At 31.8% G+C, this 26,003-nt stretch carries 22 protein-coding genes; 19 read left to right on the top strand and 3 right to left on the bottom strand.

All coding sequences use genetic code 11. The features are described from left to right. Positions 1 to 19 precede the first annotated feature (19 nt). On the bottom strand, positions 20 to 334 hold the full coding sequence (locus GQS58_RS03775; RefSeq protein ID WP_166382999.1) for a winged helix-turn-helix transcriptional regulator: 315 nt from the start codon (positions 332 to 334) through the stop codon (positions 20 to 22). A 139-nt stretch (positions 335 to 473) separates the two neighbouring features. Between GQS58_RS03775 and GQS58_RS03770 the strand changes: the two genes are divergently transcribed. From GQS58_RS03770 to GQS58_RS03720, 11 genes are all read left to right on the top strand, one after another. Beyond that, complete coding sequence (locus GQS58_RS03770) at positions 474 to 1,472, top strand: YhdH/YhfP family quinone oxidoreductase (RefSeq protein ID WP_166382997.1); 999 nt, start codon at positions 474 to 476, stop codon at positions 1,470 to 1,472. 366 nt (positions 1,473 to 1,838) lie between these two features. Then, positions 1,839 to 2,171, top strand: coding sequence for an ArsR/SmtB family transcription factor (locus GQS58_RS03765; RefSeq protein ID WP_166382995.1), 333 nt, complete (start codon positions 1,839 to 1,841; stop codon positions 2,169 to 2,171). A gap of 50 nt (positions 2,172 to 2,221) precedes the next feature. Next, positions 2,222 to 2,689: a DUF6428 family protein gene (locus GQS58_RS03760; RefSeq protein ID WP_166382993.1), complete on the top strand. Its 468-nt coding sequence runs from the start codon at positions 2,222 to 2,224 to the stop codon at positions 2,687 to 2,689. Positions 2,690 to 2,883: 194 nt separating this feature from the next. Continuing rightward, positions 2,884 to 3,516, top strand: coding sequence for a low molecular weight phosphatase family protein (locus tag GQS58_RS03755; protein ID WP_166382991.1), 633 nt, complete (start codon positions 2,884 to 2,886; stop codon positions 3,514 to 3,516). A 2-nt stretch (positions 3,517 to 3,518) separates the two neighbouring features. Further along, positions 3,519 to 4,559 (top strand): ACR3 family arsenite efflux transporter, encoded by a 1,041-nt coding sequence (arsB, locus tag GQS58_RS03750; RefSeq protein ID WP_166382989.1) that lies wholly within the window; start codon positions 3,519 to 3,521, stop codon positions 4,557 to 4,559. Positions 4,560 to 4,624: 65 nt separating this feature from the next. Beyond that, positions 4,625 to 6,121, top strand: coding sequence for a potassium/proton antiporter (locus GQS58_RS03745; RefSeq protein WP_166382987.1), 1,497 nt, complete (start codon positions 4,625 to 4,627; stop codon positions 6,119 to 6,121). Between the two features lie 143 nt (positions 6,122 to 6,264). Next, the gene (locus GQS58_RS03740) at positions 6,265 to 6,573 is read left to right on the top strand and encodes a DUF6660 family protein (RefSeq protein WP_166382985.1); all 309 of its coding nucleotides are present in this window, start codon (positions 6,265 to 6,267) and stop codon (positions 6,571 to 6,573) included. Between the two features lie 111 nt (positions 6,574 to 6,684). After that, positions 6,685 to 11,019 carry a CusA/CzcA family heavy metal efflux RND transporter gene (locus tag GQS58_RS03735; protein WP_166382983.1) on the top strand — a complete coding sequence of 1,445 codons (4,335 nt, stop codon included), beginning with the start codon at positions 6,685 to 6,687 and terminating at the stop codon, positions 11,017 to 11,019. A gap of 4 nt (positions 11,020 to 11,023) precedes the next feature. Continuing rightward, on the top strand, positions 11,024 to 12,214 hold the full coding sequence (locus GQS58_RS03730; protein ID WP_166382981.1) for an efflux RND transporter periplasmic adaptor subunit: 1,191 nt from the start codon (positions 11,024 to 11,026) through the stop codon (positions 12,212 to 12,214). Positions 12,215 to 12,216: 2 nt separating this feature from the next. Beyond that, positions 12,217 to 12,633, top strand: a complete 417-nt coding sequence (locus GQS58_RS03725) for a Fur family transcriptional regulator (protein ID WP_166382979.1) — start codon at positions 12,217 to 12,219, stop codon at positions 12,631 to 12,633. Between the two features lie 55 nt (positions 12,634 to 12,688). Then, on the top strand, positions 12,689 to 14,653 hold the full coding sequence (locus tag GQS58_RS03720; RefSeq protein WP_166382977.1) for a heavy metal translocating P-type ATPase: 1,965 nt from the start codon (positions 12,689 to 12,691) through the stop codon (positions 14,651 to 14,653). 106 nt (positions 14,654 to 14,759) lie between these two features. On the opposite strand, the gene GQS58_RS03715 is transcribed toward GQS58_RS03720, so the two are convergent. Continuing rightward, positions 14,760 to 15,323 carry a hypothetical protein gene (locus tag GQS58_RS03715; RefSeq protein ID WP_166382975.1) on the bottom strand — a complete coding sequence of 188 codons (564 nt, stop codon included), beginning with the start codon at positions 15,321 to 15,323 and terminating at the stop codon, positions 14,760 to 14,762. A gap of 99 nt (positions 15,324 to 15,422) precedes the next feature. Further along, complete coding sequence (gene sucC / locus GQS58_RS03710) at positions 15,423 to 16,619, bottom strand: ADP-forming succinate--CoA ligase subunit beta (protein WP_166382973.1); 1,197 nt, start codon at positions 16,617 to 16,619, stop codon at positions 15,423 to 15,425. Between the two features lie 238 nt (positions 16,620 to 16,857). Here sucC and GQS58_RS03705 point away from each other — a divergent pair, with 238 nt between their 5' ends. From GQS58_RS03705 to GQS58_RS03670, 8 genes are all read left to right on the top strand, one after another. Then, positions 16,858 to 19,281, top strand: coding sequence for a DUF5916 domain-containing protein (locus GQS58_RS03705; RefSeq protein WP_166382971.1), 2,424 nt, complete (start codon positions 16,858 to 16,860; stop codon positions 19,279 to 19,281). Between the two features lie 107 nt (positions 19,282 to 19,388). Then, positions 19,389 to 20,051: an ABC transporter ATP-binding protein gene (locus tag GQS58_RS03700; RefSeq protein ID WP_166382969.1), complete on the top strand. Its 663-nt coding sequence runs from the start codon at positions 19,389 to 19,391 to the stop codon at positions 20,049 to 20,051. A gap of 45 nt (positions 20,052 to 20,096) precedes the next feature. Beyond that, on the top strand, positions 20,097 to 20,642 hold the full coding sequence (locus GQS58_RS03695; RefSeq protein WP_166382967.1) for a CPBP family intramembrane glutamic endopeptidase: 546 nt from the start codon (positions 20,097 to 20,099) through the stop codon (positions 20,640 to 20,642). Positions 20,643 to 20,648: 6 nt separating this feature from the next. Then, positions 20,649 to 21,413, top strand: coding sequence for a TIGR02757 family protein (locus GQS58_RS03690; protein ID WP_166382965.1), 765 nt, complete (start codon positions 20,649 to 20,651; stop codon positions 21,411 to 21,413). A 199-nt stretch (positions 21,414 to 21,612) separates the two neighbouring features. Next, the gene (locus tag GQS58_RS03685) at positions 21,613 to 23,562 is read left to right on the top strand and encodes a BatA domain-containing protein (RefSeq protein ID WP_166382963.1); all 1,950 of its coding nucleotides are present in this window, start codon (positions 21,613 to 21,615) and stop codon (positions 23,560 to 23,562) included. After that, the gene (locus GQS58_RS03680; protein ID WP_166382961.1) at positions 23,559 to 24,812 is read left to right on the top strand and encodes a dihydroorotase; all 1,254 of its coding nucleotides are present in this window, start codon (positions 23,559 to 23,561) and stop codon (positions 24,810 to 24,812) included. The genes GQS58_RS03685 and GQS58_RS03680 overlap by 4 nt, the downstream gene beginning before the upstream one ends. Before the next feature lie 5 nt (positions 24,813 to 24,817). Next, on the top strand, positions 24,818 to 25,144 hold the full coding sequence (locus tag GQS58_RS03675; RefSeq protein ID WP_166382958.1) for a hypothetical protein: 327 nt from the start codon (positions 24,818 to 24,820) through the stop codon (positions 25,142 to 25,144). A 26-nt stretch (positions 25,145 to 25,170) separates the two neighbouring features. Further along, a complete protein-coding gene (locus GQS58_RS03670) occupies positions 25,171 to 25,812 on the top strand; it encodes an alpha/beta hydrolase (RefSeq protein ID WP_166382956.1) in 642 nt (213 codons plus the stop codon). Positions 25,813 to 26,003 lie beyond the last annotated feature (191 nt).

Below are 26,003 nucleotides of genomic sequence, written 5' to 3'. Positions count from 1 at the left end.
ATTAGACATCACTTCAAAGCTAATCTATACTTTTTTCAAACAGCAAACCACCTTTATACATTCCTTTTAAAACAGGACGAATATTGATTCCTAATTGTGTTAGGCTATATTCTACTCTAGGCGGAACTTCCGGAAAAACCGTTCTAATAACTAAACCATCATGCTCTAACTCTTTTAACTGTTTAGACATCATGCGTTCGCTAATATCCGGCATAAGCCGAACCAATTCACTATACCGTTTATCACCCTGAAAAAGATGTAAAATAATGGTGCCTTTTCTTTTTCCTTTAATGGTATTTATAAAAGTATCTATAGGGCAATAACTTTTTTTCATTTTTTTTCGGCTTACACGCTTTATAAACAGACAAAACAGCACAAAATGTTCGTTAGGGTACAATTTGTAAGTTCTTGTTTATCAGTTTAATTTAAGCGAACTTTGATGTAAAAATAAGAATAATACACAAAATAGCACTATGGATACGCAATCGAATTACAAAGCTTTTAGAGTAGAAGAAAAAGATGGAGACTATATTTCCTCTGTTAAAGAAATTTCCTTTACACCATTAGAACAAGGCGAAGTCTTAATAAAAGTACACTACAGTTCTTTAAACTATAAAGACGCGTTGTCTAGCATTGGAAATAAAGGTGTAACTAGAAATTATCCGCACACCCCAGGAATTGATGCTGCCGGAACAGTAGTTTCTTCAGAATCTACTAAATTTAAAGAATCGGACAATGTTATTGTCACTAGTTACGATTTAGGAATGAATACAGACGGAGGCTTTGCAGAATACGTTAAGGTGCCCGCAGATTGGGTAGTGAAGTTACCAGAAAATCTTTCTATGAAAGAAGCAATGACGATTGGAACAGCAGGATTAACTGCAGGAATGTCTGTATTTAGATTAAGCGAAATGGTAAAACCCACAGATGGCGCTATCGTTGTTTCTGGTGCTACAGGCGGCGTTGGATCTACAAGTATTGCTATCTTAAAAAAAATGGGCTATAAAACAGTGGCAATTACAGGTAAAGAATCTGAAATTGACTTTTTAAAGAATCTTGGAGCTGATGAAATTATAATGCGAAAAGATTTTGAAGAAATGGCTAAAAAACCACTTTTAAAACCACTCTTTGCTGGAGGAATTGATACCGTAGGAGGCGAAATTCTTGAAAATATTATAAAATCTACCAATCTAATGGGTGTTGTAACTTGTTGTGGAAATGTAGCTTCACCAAAACTTGAGTTAACCGTGTTCCCTTTTATTTTAAGAGGTGTTACTTTAATTGGTATTGATTCTCAAAATTACCCAATGACCTACAGAGAAAAAATATGGAACAAATTAGCGAACGAATGGAAAAATGATCGTTTAACCGAAGCTTCTGCAGAAATATCTCTACAAGAATTAAACGAAAAGATTGCTTTAATGTTACAAGGAAAATTAAAAGGAAGAACCTTGGTAAATTTGGATTTGTAAAATATTAAATAATTGATAAAAACCTTCAGATATTAGAGGTTAAAAATATCAAATAAAATGCCCCCAATGTTTAGATTTTCAACCATAGGGAGAAATCACATAAAGTTACCTAATATCAGGTTTCTCCTTATCTCGAAATGATACTATTTTGGTTTTAATAAAAACCTAAATAGTACTTTCTTTAAGAAGGTTATAATCAATATTTAAAAACTAAATTAAGTTTAGTTTCATAAAGAACTTACTTTTTCAGATACACAAACAGTAAAAATAAAATAATGCTAATACCTTCTTATATAAAATTCAAAAAGAATATTTCTTAACTAAATTATTTATCGTAATATTGCAATGAATAAATAAAGAAACAAAATGGGATTAGCAAAAACTGAAATGTTTACCGATCAACAAAATGAAATTGCCTTGTTTGCAAAAGTTTTTGGTCATCCAGCAAGAGTTACTATTTTACAACATTTGTTTAAAATTGATTCTTGTGTATGTGGAGATTTAGTAAGTGAAATAGGATTGGCGCAACCAACAATTTCTCAACATTTAAAAGAATTGAAACATTTAGGGTTGATAAAAGGAAACGTAGAAGGAACTCGCGTTTGTTACTGTATTCACAAAGAAAACTGGACAGCAATGAAAACAGTGATGTCAGAGTTTTTAGATCAAGATGTATCTCAAAAAACAGATTGCTGTTAAAAAAATTTATAAATATTAATCGCAAAATTGCAATAAACAAATATAACAATATGAAACTATCAGAAGTAAAAGTAGCATTAAAAGCTTTAAAAACAATTGGTTTTCAATTACCAAACGGAGAATTAGTACCCAATCATTTTCATGTTACAGAAGTTGGAAAAATTACCAAAAATTTTATTGATTGTGGAGGAACCGTTAGAAACGAAGAAGTAGTAAACTTTCAACTTTGGAACGCAGATGACTATAACCACAGATTGCATCCAGAAAAACTATTAAACATTATAGAACTTTCTGAAAAGGTTTTAGGCATCGGAAATTTAGAAATTGAAGTAGAATACCAAGCAGAAACCATTGGTAAATTCGGATTAGATTTTGATGGAACAAACTTCTTATTGACTTCTAAACAAACAGATTGTTTAGCAAAAGATAATTGCGGAATTCCGGAAGAAAAAACAAAATTACAATTTTCAGACATACCAGTTGCAAACACTTGTACACCTGGAGGCGGTTGTTGCTAAATAGAACATGAAGTTCTATTAATTTTAATTATAATACTCAAAAAAATCTGCGCAATCTGCGGGAAATAATATTAATCTATCCAATATTACCCCACAGATTTCACAGATTTACGCAGAATAAACGACACTGCAATTGTTTTAAAAAGAACTTAACAAGCTTACCAAAAATATAAAAAAATCAACTTTTAGAAAAAATGATCTCAACACAAACCACCCTATTTTCAGAAATAGAAAAGGTAATTAAAGGTTTAAACTTTGCCTCGATTACAGAAGAACGTAAAACTGTTTTACAACCGTTAGCAGATTTTATTCAAACTAAAGTTTCTAATCAACAAGAAATTAGAATCAACTTTATTTGTACCCACAATTCTAGAAGAAGTCATTTATCACAAGTTTGGGCACAAGCAATGGCTAGCTATTTTAACGTTAAAAATGTATTTTGTTATTCTGGCGGAACAGAAGCTACTGCTCTTTTTCCAATAGCTGCTGAAACGTTGAAAAATCAAGGTTTTCAGATTAAAACAATTTCAGAGGGTAAAAACCCTATTTACAGTATAAAATACGGAGAGAATGCGCACCCTATAATTGGGTTTTCTAAAAAGTTAGATGATGATTTTAATCCGAAGTCTGAGTTCGCTGCAATTATGACCTGCTCAAACGCAGATGGTGGTTGTCCGGTTATTGCTGGTGCAGAAAAACGCATTCCAATTACTTTTGAAGATCCAAAGGCATTTGACAACACACCTCAACAGGCAGAAAAATACCAAGAAAGAAGCTTGCAAATTGCAACGGAATTATTTTACGTTTTCTCACAAGTAAATTTATAAAAATGGCTTCAAAAAAATTAAGTTTTCTAGATAGTTATTTAACCTTATGGATATTTGTTGCCATGGCAATTGGAGTGAGTTTAGGGTATTTTATTCCTACTTTTCCAAATATTATCAATTCATTTAGCAGCGGAACCACAAATATTCCTATTGCCATCGGATTGATATTAATGATGTATCCGCCTTTGGCGAAAGTAAACTACACACTTTTACCTAAGGTTTTTAAGAACACCAAAATCTTATCCATTTCACTAATTTTAAACTGGATTGTTGGTCCTGTTTTAATGTTCTTTTTGGCGATTACTTTTTTACGCGACTACCCAGAATATATGGTCGGACTTATTTTAATTGGTTTGGCGCGTTGTATTGCCATGGTTTTAGTTTGGAATGATTTAGCAGAAGGAAGTGCTGAATACGGAGCAGGATTAGTCGCTTTAAACAGTATCTTTCAAGTCTTTGCATACAGTTTTTATGCGTGGCTATTTATCACGGTGCTTCCACCCTATTTTGGTTTTGAAGGTGCAATTGTAGATATTTCAGTTGCAACCATTGCAGAGAGTGTGGCTATTTATTTAGGAATTCCGTTTGTATTGGGAATTTTAAGTCGACTTATTTTAGTTAAATTAAAAGGAGAAGATTGGTACACAAATAAATTTATTCCTACTATTTCGCCAATGACATTAATTGCATTGTTATTTACAATTGTGGTAATGTTTTCTTTAAAAGGAGAATTAATTGTAGAAATACCAATGGATGTTTTAATTATTGCGGTGCCACTTTTAGTCTATTTTACTATTATGTTCATCATCGGCTTTTTTGTTACTAAAGCAACAGGAGCAGAATATGACAAAACAGCTGCCGTTGCATTTACAGCAGCGGGTAATAATTTTGAATTAGCAATAGCAGTTGCAATTGCTGTTTTTGGTCTAAATTCCGGACAAGCATTTGCAGGTGTCATTGGTCCATTGGTTGAAGTACCTGCTTTAATACTTTTGGTGAGAGTTTCTTTTTGGTTGCGTAAAAAATATTATTTAAAAGCGTAATTATTTTCAGTAATTTAATATCTAAAAAACTAAATTTGCTTTTACGCATTTAAGATCTTAAAATAATGAATTTAACCATTGAGAACATATTATTAGTTGGCTCTATATTACTTTTTATAAGTATTATTGTTGGTAAAACTTCTTATAAATTTGGAGTACCAACTTTAATCCTTTTCTTAGCAATAGGTATGATGGCGGGTTCAGAAGGTATTGGAGGTATTCGTTTTGACGATCCTAAAATGGCACAATTTATAGGTGTTGTTTCTCTAAACTTCATCTTGTTTTCTGGTGGTTTAGACACCAATTTTAAAGCGATAAAACCAATTCTTAAAGAAGGGTTTGTTTTATCTACCGTAGGGGTTTTACTTACTGCACTTACCTTAGGTACTTTTGTTTGGTATGTTACAGATTTTACAATCTATGAAAGTTTGTTGTTAGGTTCCATTGTATCCTCTACAGATGCTGCAGCTGTTTTTTCTATTTTAAGATCTAAAAATTTAGCTTTAAAAAACAATTTAAGACAAACCTTAGAACTAGAAAGCGGAAGTAATGATCCTATGGCCTATGTGCTAACATTGGCTTTTTTAACTTTAGTAATCAACCAAGATTTAAGTATTACTTCTATAATTCCAATGTTTTTTCAGCAAATGATTTTTGGTGGAATTGCGGGTTTTGGTTTTGGTAAGTTAAGTAAGATTATCATTAATAAAATTAAACTAGACTTTGAAGGATTGTATCCTGTTTTAGTAATTGCCCTTATGTTTATTACTTTTTCGGCTACAGATGCTGTTGGTGGAAACGGGTTTTTAGCAATTTATATTTGTGCTGTTTATTTAGGAAACCAAGATTTAATACATAAATCTACCATTTTAAAAATGTTTGATGGTATGGCTTGGCTTATGCAAATTGTATTATTCCTTACCTTAGGTTTGCTTGTTTTTCCTTCAGAAATAATCCCTTATATGGGCGTTGGAATGTTAATTTCTATCTTTTTAATTTTAGTTGCCAGACCTGTAAGTGTTTTTATCAGTTTACTGTTTTTTAAAATGAAACTTCGCAGGCGTTTGTATATTTCTTGGGTTGGTTTACGTGGCGCTGTGCCTATTGTGTTTGCAACCTATCCGCTTTTAGCGGGAATAGATAAGGCAAATGTTATTTTTAATATTGTATTTTTTATCTCCGTAACCTCTGTATTAATACAAGGTACCACATTATCTCTTTTTTCTAAATGGTTAAATGTTGCCTTACCAGAAAAGACAAAACCTTTTGCAGAGAATGAACGCTATATTTTAAATTTACCTAAATCTGCTATGAAAGAATTAGAAATTCCTGCAGATAGTACCGCTGTTAATAAACGGATTGTAGATTTACACTTTCCAACCTGTGCATTTATTAGTATGATAAAAAGAGATGGTAAATTTGTACGCCCTGGAGGCGCAACTGTTATTGAAGCAAACGATACGCTTGTTATTTTATTAGATAATGACCACAGTTTAAAAGAAGTTTGTGACGCATTTGATAAAAACGGAATGAGTTATCGTGAAAATATATCCGAAGAATAAATAGTAACCATTTTTATAAAAAACAACCTTTTATTCTATCATAAAATTAAAAAATATTTAGGCATTATATAAATCTAAGGCAGATTAAATTCAATCATCTATTTGCAATACCATTGCAACAATAAGTTCTTATATTTGCATCAATGAAATTTTTAACATTTTTATTAGCCATTTATATTTTTGCGCTCAACTTAACACCTTGTGCAGATTTTGTGGTGCCTAATGATATTGTTAAAACTAAAACGTCACAGATAACAGACGATCATCAGCATGAAGGCACAGACTTGTGCTCTCCTTTTTGCATTTGCCAATGTTGTCATGTAAATGCTACAGATCTTCAAGTAACATTTATAAAAAATAAGGTTTCTGAGATTTCTACACAAGATTTTTTCTTTTTAAACGGCTCAGAGAAAAATTATACTTCTTCTATTTTACAGCCTCCAATAGCATAATTCAGTTTTTTAGAGGATACTTATATCCAAACTTGAGCATTTAGCTCATTTAATTTCGAACAATTCTAATTGAATTGTATCGAGAAATCTCACTGAATTAAACCTTTTTTTATGATTAATAAAATCATTGATTTTTCAATCAATAATAAATTTATTATTGGTTTGCTCACGCTTACCATTGTTGTGGCAGGTATTTGGAGCATGACCAAAGTACCTATTGATGCCGTACCCGATATTACCAACAACCAAGTACAAGTAATTACCCAAGCACCTAATTTAGGTACCGAAGATATTGAGCAAATAATAACCTATCCGGTAGAAGTTGCTATGAGTAACCTACCAAATGTTCAAGAAATTCGTTCTATTTCTCGTTTTGGTTTATCCGTAGTTACTGTTGTTTTTGATGACGCTATGGGCACGTATTTACCACGTCAATTAGTCGCAGAAAAACTGAACGATATTAAAGCTCAAATTCCCGAAGGATTTGGAGAACCATCTATGGGCCCCATCTCTTCTGGTCTAGGAGAAATTTATCAGTATACCTTAAAAGTTAAGCCCGCATTTAAAGACAAATACTCAATTACCGATTTGCGAACTATGCAAGATTGGATTGTACAACGTCAAATGGCCATGGTAAAAGGTGTTGTTGAAGTTAACGCCATAGGCGGAAAAATTAAGCAATATGAAGTTGCCGTAGATCCGAATGAATTAAAAGCAATTGGATTAACCATTACCGATGTTTTTGAAGCTTTGGAAGCTAATAATCAAAATACTGGAGGTGCTTATATCGAAAAAAATCATCAAGCAAACTTTATTCGTGGAGAAGGATTGGCTAGAAATTTAGAAGATATTAGACAAATTGTTATAAAAAACACCAATAATATTCCAATTACTATTGGTGATATTGCAACCGTTCAATATGGAGCAGCCATTCGTTATGGCGCATTAACCCAAGACGGAGAGGGCGAAGTTGTTGGTGGTTTGGTAATGATGCTTAAAGGTGCAAACTCTAACGAAGTTATAGAAGCCGTAAAGTTAAGAATGACTGAAATAGAAAAGTCGTTACCAGAAGGCGTTGTTATAGAACCGTTATTAGATAGAAGTAAATTAATTGGCGAAACCATTTCTACCGTTTCCGGAAATTTAGTGGAAGGGGCTTTAATAGTCATTTTTGTGCTGATTTTCTTATTAGGAAACTGGCGCGGTGGCTTAATTGTTGCCTCCACAATTCCGTTGTCTTTATTATTTGCTTTTATACTAATGCACGTTTTTGGCGTTTGGGCAAACTTAATGAGTTTGGGTGCTATCGATTTCGGAATTATTGTTGATGGTGCTGTAATTATTGTAGAAAGCACCGTTTTCTTAATAACATCACAAGTACTTAAAAAGAAAAAATTATCTCAAGAAGAACGTAACGGAATTGCTTCTAAATCTTCTAAAAAGATGATGAATGCTGCCTTTTTTGGTCAGCTTATTATTCTAATAGTTTTTCTACCAATTCTTGCACTAGAAGGTATTGAAGGAAAAATGTTTAAACCAATGGCATTGACTTTCATCTTCGCTATGATTGGTGCTATGTTATTATGTTTAACCTATGTACCAATGATTTCTGCCTTAATTTTAAGAGCTCCAAAATCTGATAAAAAATCGTACGGAGATCGTTTTGTGCATTGGGCAGAACGCAAGTATCAACCTTTATTAGAAAAAGCCTTAAAAAAAGGGAAATTGATTATTGGTGTCTCCGTAGTTTTATTCGGAATTACAGTATTTATGTTTACAAAAATGGGTGGCGAATTTATTCCACAATTAGATGAAGGTGATATTGCTTTTCATGCCATTTTAAAACCAGGAAGTTCACTAACAGAAACCATTGAAACGACTACAAAAATTGAGCAAATTGTAAAAGCCAAGTTTCCTGAAGTAGAAAAAGTTGTGAGTCGTATTGGTGTTGCAGAAATACCTACCGACCCAATGCCAATGGATATTGCTGATGTTTTTGTAATTCTAAAACCTAAAGATCAATGGACAACGGTAACTTCTAAAGATGAGTTGATTGATAAAATGAAAAAGGCTATTGAAATGATTCCTGGGGTAAATTACGAATTTACACAACCTATGGAAATGCGTTTTAATGAGTTATTAGAAGGAGTCCGTGAAGACATTGCCATAAAAATTTATGGCGAAGACATTGATATCCTTTCTCAAAAAGCCGAAGAAATTACTAAAATTATTGCAGGAACAGAAGGCATTGGTGATATGAAAGCGGAAGCAACCACTGGTTTACCACAAATAACTATTACGTATAACAGAAGTAAGTTAGCGCAATACGGCTTGCAAATAAACAGTCTGAATAAGATTGTGCAATCTGCATTTGCAGGAGGAAATGCAGGTATTATTTTTGAAGGTGAAAAACGTTTTGATCTAGTAGTCCGTTTAAATTCTGAAAATAGAAAAGACATCTCAGACGTACAAAACTTATTTATCAACTTGCCTTCTGGTGTACAAATTCCGCTTCGTGAAGTTGCCGATGTGAGTTATAAATCGGGTCCAATGCAAATAAGTAGAGACAACACCAATAGAAGAACCTATGTTGGTATTAATGTTAGAGGACGTGATGTAAAATCTTTAGTAGAAGAAATTAAAGTAAAATTAGATGCAAAATTAAAATTGCCAGCTGGTTATTTTATCCGCTATGGCGGTGCTTTCGAAAACTTAGAACGTGCTAGTAATCGTTTGCAAACTGTTGTTCCGATAGCGTTGTTACTTATTTTTGTATTGATTTATTTTGCCTTAAAATCATTACCACAAACCTTAATAATTTACATCGCAATACCTATGGCAACCATTGGCGGTGTGGTAGCATTATGGCTTAGAGATATGCCTTTTAGTATTTCGGCAGGCGTTGGTTTTATTGTGCTCTTTGGTGTTGCTGTTCTTAACGGATTGGTAATGATTAGCGGATTAAATGAACTAAAAGAAGAAGGTGTTACTAATTTAAAAGACCGAATTATAGAAGGTACAAAAAGACGTATTAGACCCATAATGTTAACGGCCTTTACAGATGTTTTAGGTTTTTTACCAATGGCAATTTCCGCATCTGCAGGCGCAGAGGTACAAAGACCTTTAGCAACAGTTGTAATTGGTGGGTTATTGACCTCTACGCTATTAACATTATTCGTTTTACCTATTTTATATCATTGGGTAGAAAACAAAACATTAACTTTTAAGATGAATAAAAAACTCGTAACAACTACAGCTGTTATCGTTTTTATGCTCTTGTTGCCAATTGCAGGTAATGCACAAGAATCTACAGATAAACTACCAGTTATTTCTATAGAAGATGCGGTTCAATTATCAAAAGAAAACTATCCGAGTTTAAAACAACGTCAGTTAGAAATTGATAAACAACAATCACTAAAAAGTACTGCGTTCGATTTTGGAACCACTCAAATATATACAAGTGGAGAAGAAATCAGTAATGATTCTGGTGTGTATACCTCCATAGGTTTGGGGCAATCTAATATTGATGTATTAGGAATTTCATCAAAATTAAAATTACAAAAACAACGCATTCAATTGGCAGAAAAAGCATTTCAGCTTTCTGAATTAGATTTAGAACTAGAAGTTAAAAAAGCGTGGTCTAAAGTATTTCAGAATAAAAGGAATTATAAATTATACAAAGAATTAGATTCCATTTATGTTAATTTTGAAAAATCGGTAGCATTGAATTATGAAGTAGAAACTATTTCTAAATTAGAGTATTTAGCGGCTAAAAACCAACGTTTACAAATTCAGAATAAAACAGAACAAGCCTATAGCACTTATATTATTGCGCTACAACAGTTTAATTTATGGTTTGTTTCTGATGAATTTTTCACTGTTTCTGATCAATTTGATGGTTTAAACACCATCAATTTAAAGACAATTACCGCTGAATCGCATCCTTTATATGGTCTTTCTCAATTACAGGTTGCAGAAGCAGCTGCTAATTATAAAGTTGCAAAAGCAGCAAATTTACCAAAATTAAATCTTCAAGGTGGCTTACAAAAAGTTGGAGGAAATTCTGGGTTTTACACCTATCAAGCAGGTGTAACTATTCCGTTTTTATCGGGAACTACGAAAGCACAAATTAAAACGGCTAAAATAGATAAAGCCATTGCTGAGGCAAATGTAGCGTTTCAGAAAAAAGAAGTGCAATCTAAATTATTTCAAGCGAAAGAAAATTATCAAAAATGGAAATCCTCTTGGTTATTTTATAAAGAACAAGTTTTACCGCTAATAAAAGAACAAAAAACGGGTGCTTTATTTGCATATAAAGAAGGTGAAATAGATTATACCGCTTTTACACAACTAATAAAAGAGGCTATTCAATCTGAATTAGAGGCACAAAACGCATTAACAAATTATCTAGAAAGTACTTTTGAATTACAATATTTTAAAAATTAAGAAAATGAAAAACACAATATATAGCATCTTAACCGTAGTTCTGTTTTCTACTTTATTAGCCTCTTGCGGACATAAAAAAGGCGATGGACATACAGATGATAAAGAAGTTAGAACGGAAGTAAAGGAAGAAGAACATTTTGAAGAAGCGATGCTTTCTGCGCAACAATTTGAAGCTTTAAAAATGAAAGTAGCTATCATTGCTTTAAGGCAAATGAGCGGTTATGTAGAAGCAAATGGAACCTTAGAAGTTCCGCCACAAAATGAAGCAGCAATTACAACCGTTGTAGGTGCAAATGTGGTTTCTATTGAAGTGATTGAAGGAGACCAAGTACATAAAGGTGAGGTTGTGGCCTATTTATCTCATCCGAATATTATTAAAATGCAAACGGAATACTTAAATGCTTTTAGCAATCGTAATTTCTTGCAAAAAAGTTTTGACCGACAAGATAAATTATACAAAGCAGGTGTTGGTTCTGGAGCAAATTTTCAGAAAGCAGCAGCAGAATATGAAGCTTCAAAAGCGTTAGTAAACGGAATGGCAGCTCAATTAAAATTATTGAATATTAATACTGCATCGGTAAGAAACGGCACTATTTTTCAACGTATTGCATTACGTACACCTATTGAAGGTTTTGTACAAAAAGTTGAAGTAAAAATGGGACAATATGTAGATCCACAAACAGAATTATTCGAAATTGTAGACACACATCACGTACATGCAGATTTAATGGTTTTTGAAAAAGATGTGTATAAAGTTAAAAAAGGACAAAAAATAACTTTTAACTTAACGTCAATGCCAGATCAAGATATGACTGCTGAAATTTACTCGGTAGGTAAAACTTTAGAAGAGAATTCTAAAGCTGTTCATATACACGCAGAAATAGAAAACAAAGAAGGACATTTAATTCCGGGAATGTATATTAAAGGGAGAATTCAAGTACAAAATACAGAAACAACAGCATTACCTGAAAGTGCAATTACAAAAGAAGGTGAGCGGTTTTATGTGTTTACTGTAGAAAAAGAAAATGATGCTTGGAGTTTTAAGCCTGTAGAAGTTATTCCTGGCCAAAAAGATGGAAATTGGATTGCGGTAACATTTCCAACAAAAATAGACATAAACACTAAATTTGCTTATAACAATGCGTATTACCTTATTGCAGAAATGAAAAAAGGAGACGCAGAACATTCACATTAATTATGCAAACAATAGAACAATTTTTAGAATCAAACAATATACGAGTTACGGCAATGCGCTTGCTTATTTACAAGTTTCTTGCAAAGAAGCAAGTTGCTGTTACCTTAACGGATATTGAAAATGCTTTTGAAAAAGCAGATCGCACAACATTATACAGAACCATTAAAACTTTTGAAGAAAAGTCCATTGTACATCAAATTGATGATGGAACAGGTATTACAAAATATGCACTTTGTGAACAAGGCTGTAATTGTAAAATTGAAACAGATTTGCACCTACATTTTCATTGCAATCATTGTAATGAAACGGTCTGCTTAACAGATCATAAAATTCCACAAATAAAAGTACCCGATGGTTTTATTTCAGAAAACATCAACCTTGTGGTAAAAGGTATTTGTGATAAATGCAGCGGACAATAATGCACTTCCGTTGCATTGTATTTTATAGCACCTTTGATTTATAATTAAAAACCTAATGAAAAAACAGCAACTCAATTTAAGAGATATAAAACCAAGTTCAGAAAAAGAGCATCATCATCACCATGATCATGATGATGGCCATAATCACGATGGAGGTCCAGGTGGTTTTAAAGCCTATATTCCGGCAATTGTTAGTTTTACAATACTGATGATTGGTATTGCCTTCGATTATTTTGATATTTCTTTTTTTAAAGATTGGCTCAGAATTATTTGGTACGGAATTGCATATCTACCCGTAGGACTTCCTGTAGTTAAAGAAGGATGGGAAAGCATTAAAAAAGGAGCTGTTTTTACTGAATTTTTCTTAATGTCTATCGCAACTTTTGGCGCATTTGTTATTGGCGAATATCCAGAAGGAGTTGCGGTAATGTTATTTTATGCCGTTGGCGAATTGTTTCAAAGTGCCGCAGTAAATAGTGCAAAAGGGAATATCAAAGCATTGTTAGATGTCCGTCCTAAAGAAGCCAATGTTTTTAGAAACGGAAAAACAGAAAGCGTAACACCAGAAGAAGTTGCTATTGGAGAGAAAATTCAAGTTCGAGTAGGAGAGAAAATTCCGTTAGATGGTATTTTAACCTCAACAAAAGCATCTTTAAATACCGCTGCGATATCAGGAGAAACCAAACCGAATACCATTACAAAAGGTGATACTGTATTTGCAGGAAGTATTAATTTAGAAAATGTAATTGAAATTGAAGTTACCAAAGAATTTAAAGATAGTTCTATTGCTAGAATCTTAGATTTGGTACAAAATGCGACTGCTCGTAAATCTAAAACGGAATTGTTTATCAGAAAATTCGCACGAATTTACACGCCAATTGTGGTGTATTTAGCGATTGCCATAACATTTGTACCTTACTTTTTTGTAGCTAATTATGTGTTTACAGATTGGTTATATAAAGCCTTAATCTTCTTAGTAATTTCTTGTCCTTGTGCTTTGGTTATTTCTATTCCGTTAGGCTATTTTGGCGGATTAGGAGCTGCTTCTAAAAACGGAATCTTATTTAAAGGCGCTTCATTTCTAGATACCATGGCCAAAACAAACACGTTGGTTCTAGATAAAACAGGAACCGTAACGAAAGGTGTTTTTAAAATTACAAACATTAAAACGATTGGTTGGGAAGAAAAGGAATTTATGAAATACCTTTTTGCCATAGAAGAACAATCTACACACCCAATTGCCAAAGCTATTTTAGAATATAAAGCAGATGCTCCACATTTTAAAGCAACTGAAGTCTCGGAAATTGCAGGAAAAGGTTTAAAAGGAACCGTTAATGGAAAAGATATTTTGGTTGGCAATAAAGCTTTAATGACTACTCATAAAATTAAAGTTCCGCAAGAAGTTGAAACCATTGTAGAATCGAATGTTTTAGTTGCTATTGACGGAGTCTTTGCTGGTTATGTAGTAATTGCAGATGAATTAAAAGACGATGCAAAACAAACCATTATCAACCTACATAAAGTTGGTATTAAAAACATTATAATGCTTTCTGGTGATAAAGATTCTATTACTCAAAAAGTAGCATCAGAATTAGGAATTAAAATCGCCAAAGGCGGATTAGTACCAGAAGACAAATTACATGAAGTAGAATTATTAAAGCAAAATCCTGCAAATAAAATTGCATTTATGGGTGATGGTATTAATGATGCACCCGTTTTAGCAGCAAGTGATGTTGGTGTAGCCATGGGTGGTTTAGGGAGTGATGTTGCCATTGAAACTGCTGATATTATTATTCAGACAGATCAACCATCAAAAGTAATTAAAGCGATAAAAATAGGGCGTTCTACACGACAAATTGTATGGCAGAACATTGCGTTAGCATTTGGAGTAAAATTAATTGTAATGATTTTAGGCGCTAGTGGATTAGCAACCATGTGGGAAGCTGTCTTTGCTGATGTAGGTGTTGCTTTATTAGCAATTTTAAACGCTGTTAGATTGCAAAGAATGCATTGGGATTAAGGATTATATACTTCACTTTTTATCAAAAAAACGTCTCAAAGAAATGGAACTTAATTCATTTTCTTTGAGACGTTTTTAAAGACCTTTATATTCTTTGCTATTACGATTAGTTTTCACTACCCCAAGGAGCAGAAGGTGTTTCAATTTCTTTTGTGGTATCAAACTTTACAGAAAAATATCTTTCAGAACCAATTCTTCTTAGACTATATGTAAAACTTGTTTTATCAATAGTTACCCACCAAACATTAGTTGCTGCTTCCGGAATTAAATCTGCAGTTTGTTTATCCGCAGGAAAAACTTGAAGATTCGCTAATCCAACATTAGAACTCATACCTCCATATTGTGTAATCTTATATTCTGATCCATCTTTGTGCCTATGATCGTGTTTTAACTGAATCAAATTATCTTTATCCATTGTAAAAACCCAGGTTCTAGATTTATCATCACCCACAAAAAAAGGAATTCTAATGGTATTTTCTTCACAAGAACGCACATGCATTACTAACTTCTCACCAGTAAAACCATCGCCTTCTTTTCCGCCTGCAACAATTTTTCCTTCATAAGATTTACCACAATGTGTTGTTAAAGCATCCCAAAACACTACAGAATTTGGTACACCTTGTGCTAATAATTGAATTGGTAACAATAATAGAAGTACTAATTTTTTCATATTTTAATTTTAAATAATCGGATGAAGATACATTTTTTAAGCATAAAAAAAACACCTCATTTGCATGAGGCGTTTTAAATATTTATAAAACTTTAAATATTAAGCTCCTAAAACTTCAGCAACTTTATCTGCAGCTTCTTGAAATTCTGTAGCAGAAATAATTTCCATTCCAGAATTGTCTATTAATTGTTTTGCTTCAACAGCATTTGTACCTTGTAATCTACAAATAATTGGCACCGTAATTTTGTCTCCCATACTTTTGTAAGCATCTACAACACCTTGTGCAACTCTGTCACAACGTACAATACCTCCAAAAATATTTACTAAAATTGCTTTTACATTTGGGTCTTTTAAGATAATACCAAAAGCAGTTTCAACTCTTGCAGCATCTGCAGTACCACCAACGTCTAAAAAGTTAGCAGGCTCTCCTCCAGATTCTTTAATTAAATCCATAGTTCCCATTGCCAAACCAGCTCCGTTTACCATACAACCAACATTTCCGTCTAAATCTACATAGTTTAAACCTGCAGCTTTAGCTTCTACTTCAATAGGGTTTTCTTCACGTAAATCACGCATTGCTGCATAATCTTTATGTCTATATAATGCATTTTCATCTAAAGAAACTTTAGCATCAACTGCCATAATTTTAGAATCAGATGTTTTTAATACTGGGTTAATTTCAAACATAGCAGAATCTGAACCAATATATGCGTTGTATAAATTAGTAACAAATTTTGTCATTTCTTTAAAAGCAACTCCAGATAAACCTAAGTTAAAAGCTACTTTACGTGCTTGAAAAGGCATAATCCCTAATAAAGGATCTATTTCTTCTGTAAAAATTAAATGCGGAGTTTCCTCTGCAACAGTTTCAATATCCATTCCACCTTCTGTAGAATACATAATCATATTTTTACCAGTTGCTCTGTTTAATAAAACAGACATATAATATTCATCTGGTTCAGCATCTCCAGGATAATATACATCCTCACAGATTAAAACTTGATTTACTAATTTTCCTTCTGCAGAAGTTTGAGGAGTAACTAACATCATCCCTAAAATATCATCAGAAATACTTTTTACTTCGTCTAAGTTTTTAGCCAATTTAACTCCACCACCTTTACCACGACCACCTGCGTGAACTTGTGCTTTAATTACATGCCAACCAGTTCCTGTTTCTTCTGTCAGTTTTTTTGCAGCTTCAACTGCCTCAGCAGGAGTACTTGCAACAATTCCACGTTGAATTCTAACGCCAAAACTGTTTAATATTTCTTTTCCTTGATATTCGTGTAAGTTCATCTGTAAATGTTTAAAAACGGATTCAAAAATACAAATTCAAATATAAAAAGGTGCATAATTTTGATTAAAAAAAAATCTTATGGAAATACACCTATTTTCTTTAAGATAACTTTAACATTTAAAGATTGTAACACTCTTAACCTTAAGTAGTCTTTCTTGTAGTTAACATTATTTTATGATATTCTAAAAAAGGATACATATAGTAGTTTTACATACACATAATCAACCAAAAAATTATATGTTTAAAAAAATCATTTTTTCACTAATTACAGTACTAGCAATTCCTAATTTGTCTGCACAGTATAAAGAAAATCGAAAAAAAATAAAAACGACAAGAGTAGATAAAGCTCCTAAAATAGATGGAATTTTAAACGATAAAGCTTGGGTAAATGCAGAATTATGTACAGACTTTGTTACATTAAGACCAGATAATGGTAAGCTTGTATCTAAAGAATACCAAACAATTGTTAAGGTTATTTATGATGATGAGGCTATCTATATTTCTGCCCAAATGAACGACCCTGATCCGGAAGGAATTCCGCAAGAATATACAACTAGAGACAATTTTAGTCAGGCAGATTTCTTTTTAGTTACCATAAACCCTAATGACGATGGTCAAAACCCCTTTCAATTTCTAGTACAAGCTACCGGAAATCAAGGAGATGCTAAAGTTTCTAACGGAGATGAAGATTTTAATTGGAGTGCTGTTTGGCAAAGTGCCGCAAAAATAACAGAGAAAGGCTGGAATGTAGAAATGAAAATTCCCTACAGAGCACTTCGTTTTGCAAATAGACCTGTACAATCTTGGGGTTTTAATTTTCACCGAAGGTTAGAAAAATTAAACACCCAACATACATGGACACATATTAACAATGCCGTTGGAAGATGGACACAATATGATGGTTTAATTGAAGATTTTAGAGACATTAAACCACCAACTAGATTAAATTTTTATCCGTATGCATCTGCAACTGCCAATACTTTTGAAGGACATACAGATTATGATTGGAGTGTTGGTATGGATATTAAATATGGTTTAACAGAAAATTTTACCTTAGATGCTACTTTAATTCCAGATTTTAGTCAGGTTGGTTTTGATGATGTTGAATTAAATTTAGGTCCGTTTGAGCAGCAATTTACAGAGCAAAGACAGTTTTTTACGGAAGGCACAGAATTATTTAACAAAGCAAATCTTTTTTATTCAAGAAGAATTGGTAGTTCTCCAATAGATCAATTTAATGTAGAAAGCACCTTATCTGCCGATGAAGAAATTACAGATTACCCTGGTAAAGTGACCATGTTAAATGCTATTAAAGTTTCTGGAAGAACAAAAAGCGGTTTAGGAATTGGTTTTTTTAACGCCATTACAGAAAAAACAACTGCAACCATAAAAAATAATGCTACTGGAGACACAAGAAAAGAAGTGATAGATCCTTTTACCAACTACAATATTTTGGTACTAGACCAACAGTTTAATCAGAATTCTACGGTAACATTAATCAACACAAACGTAACAAGAGACGGCAAATTTAGAGATGCAAATGTAACTGCTTTAGATTGGCACATAGAAACCAAAGACAGTAAATACAATGCAGATGGTTCTGTTAAAATGAGCAACATTTCTGATGATATAAACAACCCAAATACCGGGTATACGTTTGATAATAGCTTCGGATATAATTCTGGACACTGGAACTGGGAGTTGGGTTATAATTTTGAAAACAAAGATTTTAATCCGAATGATTTAGGGATTCTTTTTAGCAACAATGAGCAAACAATTTACGGAAACTCTGGCTGGAAAACCTTGCAACCAACAAAAAGGTTTAACAATTATAATTTTAGCTTTTATAACCAAGTAAATTTTCAACATTTTTCTGGAATTTATACTGGTTATAATACTGGCTTTGGCGCTAGTGCACAAACAAGAAATCGATTTACTTTTGGTGGAAACTTAAATTATAACGCAGAAGAAAAAGATTATTTTGAACCGAGACAAGGATCTACAAGCGGCATTTATTTTCTGCAGCCAGAAAGAAAAAATATAAATTTATGGATTTCTACCAACTCACAAAAAAAACTAGAAGTAAATGCAGATTTTTATTACTCTGCTTATAATAACTACAATAAGGCGGCTTATGGCTTTAGTATTGCGCCTCGTTACAGATTTACAAATCAGTTTTCACTACAATACCAATTAAATTATAATAAAAAAAATAACGATTTAGGTTATGTAGATAAAGTAAACACCAATATTATCTTCGGTAAAAGAGATCGAAAAAACTATACCAACACCATTGCAGGTAAATATAGTTTTAGCACCAATTCTTCTTTATCACTTAGTTTTAGACATTATTGGGGCGCTGTTAATTATAATGATTACTTTAACCTTAACACAAACGGAGGATTAGATTCTAACTCAACATATACAAGCGAAAATGTTAATTTTAATAGCTGGAATTTAGACCTGAATTATATTTGGCAATTTGCTCCCGGAAGTCAGTTAATTGCTTTTTACAGAAATGCTATTTTTAATGAAGACACAAACGCAGACTTAAATTTCAGTAAAAACCTAGACAACTTATTTGAGGAATCACAAAGACATACGTTTTCTTTAAGACTCGTTTATTTTATTGATTATAATAAATTGAAAAATATATTTTAAACTTCTTACCTTATAAACACAGCGGATATTCTTAACAACTAAGGATATCCGTTTTTTTATGAGTAAAATTAAAGTCTTTTTTATACATTCGTTACAAAGTTTTAAGTATGATAATAGGTAAAAACATTCACAAATATTATGGGGATGTAGAAGTTTTAAAAGGAGTAGATTTACACATAAAAAAAGGAGAAATTGTTGCTATTGTTGGTCCGTCTGGAGCAGGAAAAACAACCTTACTTCAAATTTTAGGTACTTTAGACAAACCTCAAAAAGATGAAAACTATGAACTGAAATTAAACAACGTTTCTCTTAAAAACTTAGCAGATAAAGAACTTTCTTCTTTTAGAAACCAACATATTGGCTTTATTTTTCAATTTCATCAATTATTACCAGAGTTTACAGCATTAGAAAATGTTTGTATTCCTGCTTTTATTGCAAAAAAATCGAAATTAGAAACCGAAACAAGAGCTAAAGAAATACTTACTTTTTTAGGTTTATCTCACAGAATAAGCCATAAACCCAACGAACTTTCTGGAGGAGAACAACAAAGAGTTGCCGTAGCTAGAGCATTAATAAACAACCCTTCTGTTATTTTAGCAGATGAACCTAGTGGAAACCTAGATAGCGAGTCTGCCAAAAACTTACACGAATTGTTCTTTAAATTGCGTGACGAATTTGGACAAACCTTTGTAATAATTACACACAATGAAGAATTGGCTAACATGGCAGACAGAAAACTAACCATGATTGACGGTAAAATTATAGAATAGTGTAACATTTCTAAGTTTAATACTACTTATAAATAAACCTAGATAATGAAAGAAACCTTTAATAATGTAATTACCTATTTAAAAAACCCAGTACCAGGCATAGATACCAATAAAAATACTGGTTATCGTATTAAAATATTCTTTCACTTATTTGTTATTAGCATAGCAACCAGCATTATAATAACTCCTTTATTTAGTGTACTTCAAGAATTACAATTGGTAGATTTTGAAACGCATAAAATAGAAGAAATGTTTAAAGACATGTCTTTTATTCAAATTTTACTACTAGGTTCTATCCTTACTCCTATTTTAGAAGAAGCTTTATTTAGAGCACCAATCACTATTTTTGTAAAACCAAAATCGTTTAAATATGCCTTTTATATTTTTACACTAATTTTTGGTTTTATACATATTAGCAATTTTGAAATCACCACAAACGTACTATTACTCTCTCCTATATTAATATTACCACAATTATTAGTTGGTGGTTATTTTGGATATATAAGAGTAAAATTTGGCTTATTATGGGCCATGTTACTTCATGGAAGTTATAATGGTTTTTTATTTTTAATGAGTTTTTTATTTGAATAGATAAATATGAAGAAATCTGAATTAAAAGAATTTTTAGACGAGAAAGTAGTTCTATATAACACCCCCAATTTTATTGAATCTGATCCGATTCAGATTCCACATTTGTTTACAAAAAAGGAAGATATTGAAATTTCTGGCTTTTTAACGGCAACTATTTCTTGGGGAAACCGAACCATGATTATTAAAAATGCCAATAAAATGATGGATTTTTTTGATCATTCTCCTTTTGATTTTGTAATGAATCATGAAGAAAATGATTTAAAATCTCTTGAAAACTTTGTGCATAGAACTTTTAATGCAATCGATTTACAACAATTTATAAGGTCTTTAAAACACATTTATACGCATCACCAAGGACTAGAAAAGGTGTTGTTGGTTGATGAAAAACAGACCGATTATAAGCATGCAATTCATCATTTAAAACAAGTTTTTTTTGAAGTTGACCATCAACAAAGAACTCAAAAACACATCTCAGATCCACTAAAAAATTCTGCTGCAAAAAGGATAAATATGTTCTTAAGATGGATGGTTAGAAACGATAATTCTGGAGTAGATTTTGGCCTTTGGAAAACACACAAACCTGCAAATTTATCGTGCCCTTTAGATGTACATTCTGGTAATGTTGCACGTAAATTAAAACTACTTTTAAGAAAACAAAACGACTGGAAAGCACTTGCTGAATTAGATACAAACTTGCGAAAACTAGATCCAAAAGATCCTGTAAAATATGATTTTGCTTTGTTTGGTTTAGGAGTATTTGAAAAGTTTTAGAAATCTTCTCCCTTAAAAAAAAGGCAAATAAAACAGTCTATTTCACACTAATTAAAGGTTCCCATTCATCCCTTTTTCTGCTATTTCTATTTTAGAATTAAAGACTATTATTTCGTTTTAATTTCAAAAGATTATCTTACACCTTTGTAAATCTATTTTTAAAATTTAATTATTTTCGATTCACATCTAAACATTATAAATGCAGTTTAAAAACCCAGAAATATTATACTTTTTAACACTATTAATCATCCCGATTATAGTGCATCTTTTTCAACTGCAAAGGTTCGTGAAAGTTCCTTTTACAAACGTAGTATTTTTACAAAAACTAGCACAGCAAACACGTAAAAGTTCACGCATAAAAAAGTGGTTAATATTGGGTATTAGAATGCTTTTATTCACTGCTATTATTTTTGCTTTTTCACAACCCTATTTCAGCAATAAATCTGCGAACCAAAAGCAACATAACTTTATCTATTTAGACAACTCTTTAAGTACAAATACAAAAGGAGAAAGAGGTAATTTATTACAAATAGTAGCCCAAGAAATTATTAAAAACACATCAGAAAAAGATGTATATTCGCTGCAAACAAATTCTAATTTCTACGACAGAATTACAAAAGAAACTCTAAAAAATGTATTGTTACAGGTTAAAGAAACTTCAAAAAAATTAGATTTAACCACCGTTTTATTAAAATTCGACTCCAACACACAGGATAAAACAAACACTCTAAATAAGACAATATTAATATCTGATTTTCAGAATACTTACAAAAACGAGTTTACAAATGTAACACCCTCTTTTTCTACAATAAAACTAGAATCTTCAATAAAAACCAACATTTCTATAGACAGTATTTTTATCAATAATTCTGATGCTAATAATGCTACACTTAATGTTCTTATAAAAAACCAAGGAGCAGCAAAAAACAATATTCCTATTGCTGTTTACAATAACAATAAACTAATTAGCAAGCTCTCCTCCTCTTTTAAAAAAGACACCATAGAAACCATTCAATTTAAAGTTCAAAATCAGGCAGAATTCAATGGTAAAATAGTCATTAATTTTAGCGATACTTTCGCCTTTGATAACGTGTTTTATTTCACCTTAAAAAACGATCAAAAAATCAATGTTTTATCGATAGGAAAAAAGACTCAATTTCTTCCGAAAATTTACACTAAAAACGAATTTAACCTCACACAATCTACGGCTCAAAACACCAACTATAATTCCATTTTAAAACAGCAATTAATTGTACTAAACGAGGTAGAAAATATAACTGAAATTTTATCAAATAAAATAATTGAATTTTCTAAAAACGGAGGAAGTCTTGTAATTATTCCGCATAAAAACCTGAACATAAACTCATACAATTCTTTATTTAAAAACTTAAATATAGGCCAAATTCAACCTAAAAAAACAGACAGTTTAAAAATTACAAATATCAATTACAAGCACCCACTTTTTCAAAATGTATTTTCTAAAAAAGTAACTAATTTTCAATATCCAATAGTACAACATTATTATCCTTTCATTTCAAATAACACAAGTACAATTGTTGCTTTTGAAAATGGTACCCCCTTCATTTCACAAATTAAAAATGGCGAAAATAAGACCTTCTGGATATCGAGTTCTCTAGATCTAAAAAACAGTAATTTTATTAATTCTCCTTTAATAGTTCCTGTGTTTTTCAACTTCGGAAAAATGAGTTTTAAACACCCTAAATTATTCTACAGAATTGCATCAGAAAACACCATTGATATTGAAACAAATATTGAAAAAGACAAGGTATTGAAAATTGCAAATTCTGAAAATTCTTTTATTCCGTTGCAACAGAAATATCAAAATAAAGTAAGCATCACCACAAAAGAACACCCCTTAAAATCTGGCTTGTATAGCATCTTAAAAAACACAGATACAATTCAACATATTGCATACAATTATGCAAAAGAAGAAAGTTCGCTAAACTTTCTAGATTTGAATGAACTCAAAAAAAACAATAAAAATATTACAGTTTCTAATTCGGTTGCAGACGTTTTTAAAGAAATCAATAAAAAAAATAAAGTTCATTGGCTTTGGAAATGGTTTTTATCGTTGGCAATTGTATCTTTGCTTTTAGAAATTTTGATTTTAAAATTCTATAAACCATGACCACGCTTTTAAAATCGGCTACGATTATAGACACTTCAAGCCCATATCATCATCAACAAAAAGACATTTTAATTACCAACGGAATCATCACTAAAATTGAGGATTCTATAGAAAACAATAATTACCAAGTGGTAGCACTAGATAATTTACATGTTTCTTGTGGTTGGTTTGATACGAGTGTTTCTTTTGGAGAACCTGGCTTTGAAGAACGAGAAAATATTAAAAACGGCTTAAACGTTGCTGCAAAAAGTGGCTTTACAGCTGTAGCAGTAAACGCAAACTCAAACCCTGTTATAGATAACAAGGCTGCGGTTGAGTATTTAATACACAAAGCAAACGGATTTGCTACCAACCTCTACCCTATTGCTGCGCTAACGCAAAACAGCAAAGGTGTTGACATGGCAGAATTGTATGACATGCAACAATCTGGCGCTATAGCTTTTGCAGATTACAACAAACCAATAGCAAATGACAATTTGATGAAAATTGCGCTTTTGTACGCTCAGAATTTTGATGGTTTAGTATTTAGCTTCCCTAAAAACAACTCTATTGCTGGAGAAGGAATTGCAAATGAAGGTGTTAATAGCACTAGATTAGGACTAAAAGGAAGTCCGGCTTTAGCAGAACACATACAAATTGCAAGAGATTTATATTTATTAGAATACACAGGCGGAAAATTACATATTCCAACTATTTCTACCACTAAATCTGTTGAGCTAATAAAAGAAGCTAAAAAGAAAGGATTGCAAGTTACCTGTAGTGTTTCTGTGCATCATTTAACTTTATCTGACGATGAATTACATGGTTTTGATAGCAACTTTAAAGTAAACCCTCCTTTAAGAACTAAAACCGATTTAAAAAGCCTGATAAAAGGTATTAAATCTGGCGTTATAGATATTATTACCTCAGACCACAACCCAATTGACATTGAGCATAAAAAATTAGAATTTAGTGAAGCAAAAGATGGAACCATTGGATTAGAAAGTGCTTTTGGAGCAATTAATTCTGTTTTAGAATTAGAAGATTTTATAGAAAATATTACAAGCAAACCAAAAGCTATTTTTGGTATAGAAAATCTTTCTATTCAAGAAAACAATAAAGCTGAAATTACTTTATTCAATCCTGAACAGAATTACACTTTTACAAAAGAGGATATTTTATCAACCTCTAAAAACAGCGCTTTTTTAGATAAAAAATTAAAAGGAAAAGCTTACGGAGTTTACGCTAACAATCAATTAATATTAAAATAAACAGTATGCAAAATCAAACAGCAAACGAAGGAAAAACAATGGCAATTATAAGTCATTTTTGGATTATAGGTTTAATCATAGCTTTTTTCATGAACAACAGCACAAAGAATTCTTTTGCTAATTTTTACATCAGACAAATGATAGGCTTAAATTTAATTCAATTTTTAAACGGATGGATTGTCTATAAGTACCTAGGAGGAACAGCAGGAGTAATTGTAAGTGCTATTTTATTGGTTTTATGGGTTATTTCATTAATGGGAGCCGTTAAAGGTGAAGAAAAAATTATTCCTGTAGTTGGAGATCAATTTCAAGAGTGGTTTAAAAACATATAATCAAAACAAAAAACACAGCATACAAAATGAGCAATTTAAATTACCTGGTAAGACAACCAAAAACACCAACAGAAAATCCACCTTTATTAATTCTTCTACATGGTTACGGAAGTAACGAACAGGATTTATTTTCTTTTGCTGAAGAATTACCAGATAATTTATTAATAGTAAGCGCTCAGGCACCTTATACAATGGGATCTGGAGCTTATGCATGGTACGCTATTAACTTCGATGAAATAAATGGTAAGTTTTCCGACTTAAAACAAGCTAAAGAATCTGTAGATAAAATTGCTGTTTTTGTTGATGAAATAAAAGCAAAATACAAAACAGACCCTAACAACACTTTTTTATTAGGTTTTAGTCAAGGTGCTATTCTAAGTTATTCTTTAAGTTTTTTCTATCCAAATAAAGTACAACATGTAATTGCACTAAGTGGTTATATTAATAAAGAATTACTCCCTACCAACATTTCTAAAGAAATTACCACTAACTATTATTGCTCTCACGGAACAGTTGATCAAGTTTTACCAATAGATTGGGCAAGAGAAAGCAAACCTTTTTTAGACAATTTAGGCTTTAATAACACCTATTCAGAATATCCGGTAGGTCATGGTGTTGCACCACAGAATTTTTATAGTTTTAAAACCTGGATTGAAGAACGTTTATAGTTTTGTTTATTTTCGATAAACAAACCACCCAACCCAATAAAACGAAAGAATAAGATTTTAAAAAACCTCAAACATTCGTTTGAGGTTTTTTATTTACAAACAAATTAAACGGATCACTAGTCTAAGATTTATCTTTTGATAAATTTTAAATACAAATAAAGACTAATAATGCATCCATCATTAAATTATAA

Origin of the sequence: Polaribacter sp. 11A2H (assembly GCF_011379025.1) — a bacterium.
Taxonomy (GTDB): domain Bacteria; phylum Bacteroidota; class Bacteroidia; order Flavobacteriales; family Flavobacteriaceae; genus Polaribacter.
This window is presented reverse-complemented; position numbering and strand designations above follow the sequence as displayed.

What these genes read in the sequence shown, in the direction of transcription:
- GQS58_RS03775 (WP_166382999.1), bottom strand. Translation starts at nt 334, where the DNA reads ATGAAAAAAAGTTATTGCCCTATAGATACTTTTATAAATACCATTAAA.
- GQS58_RS03770 (WP_166382997.1), top strand. Translation starts at nt 474, where the DNA reads ATGGATACGCAATCGAATTACAAAGCTTTTAGAGTAGAAGAAAAAGAT.
- GQS58_RS03765 (WP_166382995.1), top strand. Translation starts at nt 1,839, where the DNA reads ATGGGATTAGCAAAAACTGAAATGTTTACCGATCAACAAAATGAAATT.
- GQS58_RS03760 (WP_166382993.1), top strand. Translation starts at nt 2,222, where the DNA reads ATGAAACTATCAGAAGTAAAAGTAGCATTAAAAGCTTTAAAAACAATT.
- GQS58_RS03755 (WP_166382991.1), top strand. Translation starts at nt 2,884, where the DNA reads ATGATCTCAACACAAACCACCCTATTTTCAGAAATAGAAAAGGTAATT.
- arsB (WP_166382989.1), top strand. Translation starts at nt 3,519, where the DNA reads ATGGCTTCAAAAAAATTAAGTTTTCTAGATAGTTATTTAACCTTATGG.
- GQS58_RS03745 (WP_166382987.1), top strand. Translation starts at nt 4,625, where the DNA reads ATGAATTTAACCATTGAGAACATATTATTAGTTGGCTCTATATTACTT.
- GQS58_RS03740 (WP_166382985.1), top strand. Translation starts at nt 6,265, where the DNA reads ATGAAATTTTTAACATTTTTATTAGCCATTTATATTTTTGCGCTCAAC.
- GQS58_RS03735 (WP_166382983.1), top strand. Translation starts at nt 6,685, where the DNA reads ATGATTAATAAAATCATTGATTTTTCAATCAATAATAAATTTATTATT.
- GQS58_RS03730 (WP_166382981.1), top strand. Translation starts at nt 11,024, where the DNA reads ATGAAAAACACAATATATAGCATCTTAACCGTAGTTCTGTTTTCTACT.
- GQS58_RS03725 (WP_166382979.1), top strand. Translation starts at nt 12,217, where the DNA reads ATGCAAACAATAGAACAATTTTTAGAATCAAACAATATACGAGTTACG.
- GQS58_RS03720 (WP_166382977.1), top strand. Translation starts at nt 12,689, where the DNA reads ATGAAAAAACAGCAACTCAATTTAAGAGATATAAAACCAAGTTCAGAA.
- GQS58_RS03715 (WP_166382975.1), bottom strand. Translation starts at nt 15,323, where the DNA reads ATGAAAAAATTAGTACTTCTATTATTGTTACCAATTCAATTATTAGCA.
- sucC (WP_166382973.1), bottom strand. Translation starts at nt 16,619, where the DNA reads ATGAACTTACACGAATATCAAGGAAAAGAAATATTAAACAGTTTTGGC.
- GQS58_RS03705 (WP_166382971.1), top strand. Translation starts at nt 16,858, where the DNA reads ATGTTTAAAAAAATCATTTTTTCACTAATTACAGTACTAGCAATTCCT.
- GQS58_RS03700 (WP_166382969.1), top strand. Translation starts at nt 19,389, where the DNA reads ATGATAATAGGTAAAAACATTCACAAATATTATGGGGATGTAGAAGTT.
- GQS58_RS03695 (WP_166382967.1), top strand. Translation starts at nt 20,097, where the DNA reads ATGAAAGAAACCTTTAATAATGTAATTACCTATTTAAAAAACCCAGTA.
- GQS58_RS03690 (WP_166382965.1), top strand. Translation starts at nt 20,649, where the DNA reads ATGAAGAAATCTGAATTAAAAGAATTTTTAGACGAGAAAGTAGTTCTA.
- GQS58_RS03685 (WP_166382963.1), top strand. Translation starts at nt 21,613, where the DNA reads ATGCAGTTTAAAAACCCAGAAATATTATACTTTTTAACACTATTAATC.
- GQS58_RS03680 (WP_166382961.1), top strand. Translation starts at nt 23,559, where the DNA reads ATGACCACGCTTTTAAAATCGGCTACGATTATAGACACTTCAAGCCCA.
- GQS58_RS03675 (WP_166382958.1), top strand. Translation starts at nt 24,818, where the DNA reads ATGCAAAATCAAACAGCAAACGAAGGAAAAACAATGGCAATTATAAGT.
- GQS58_RS03670 (WP_166382956.1), top strand. Translation starts at nt 25,171, where the DNA reads ATGAGCAATTTAAATTACCTGGTAAGACAACCAAAAACACCAACAGAA.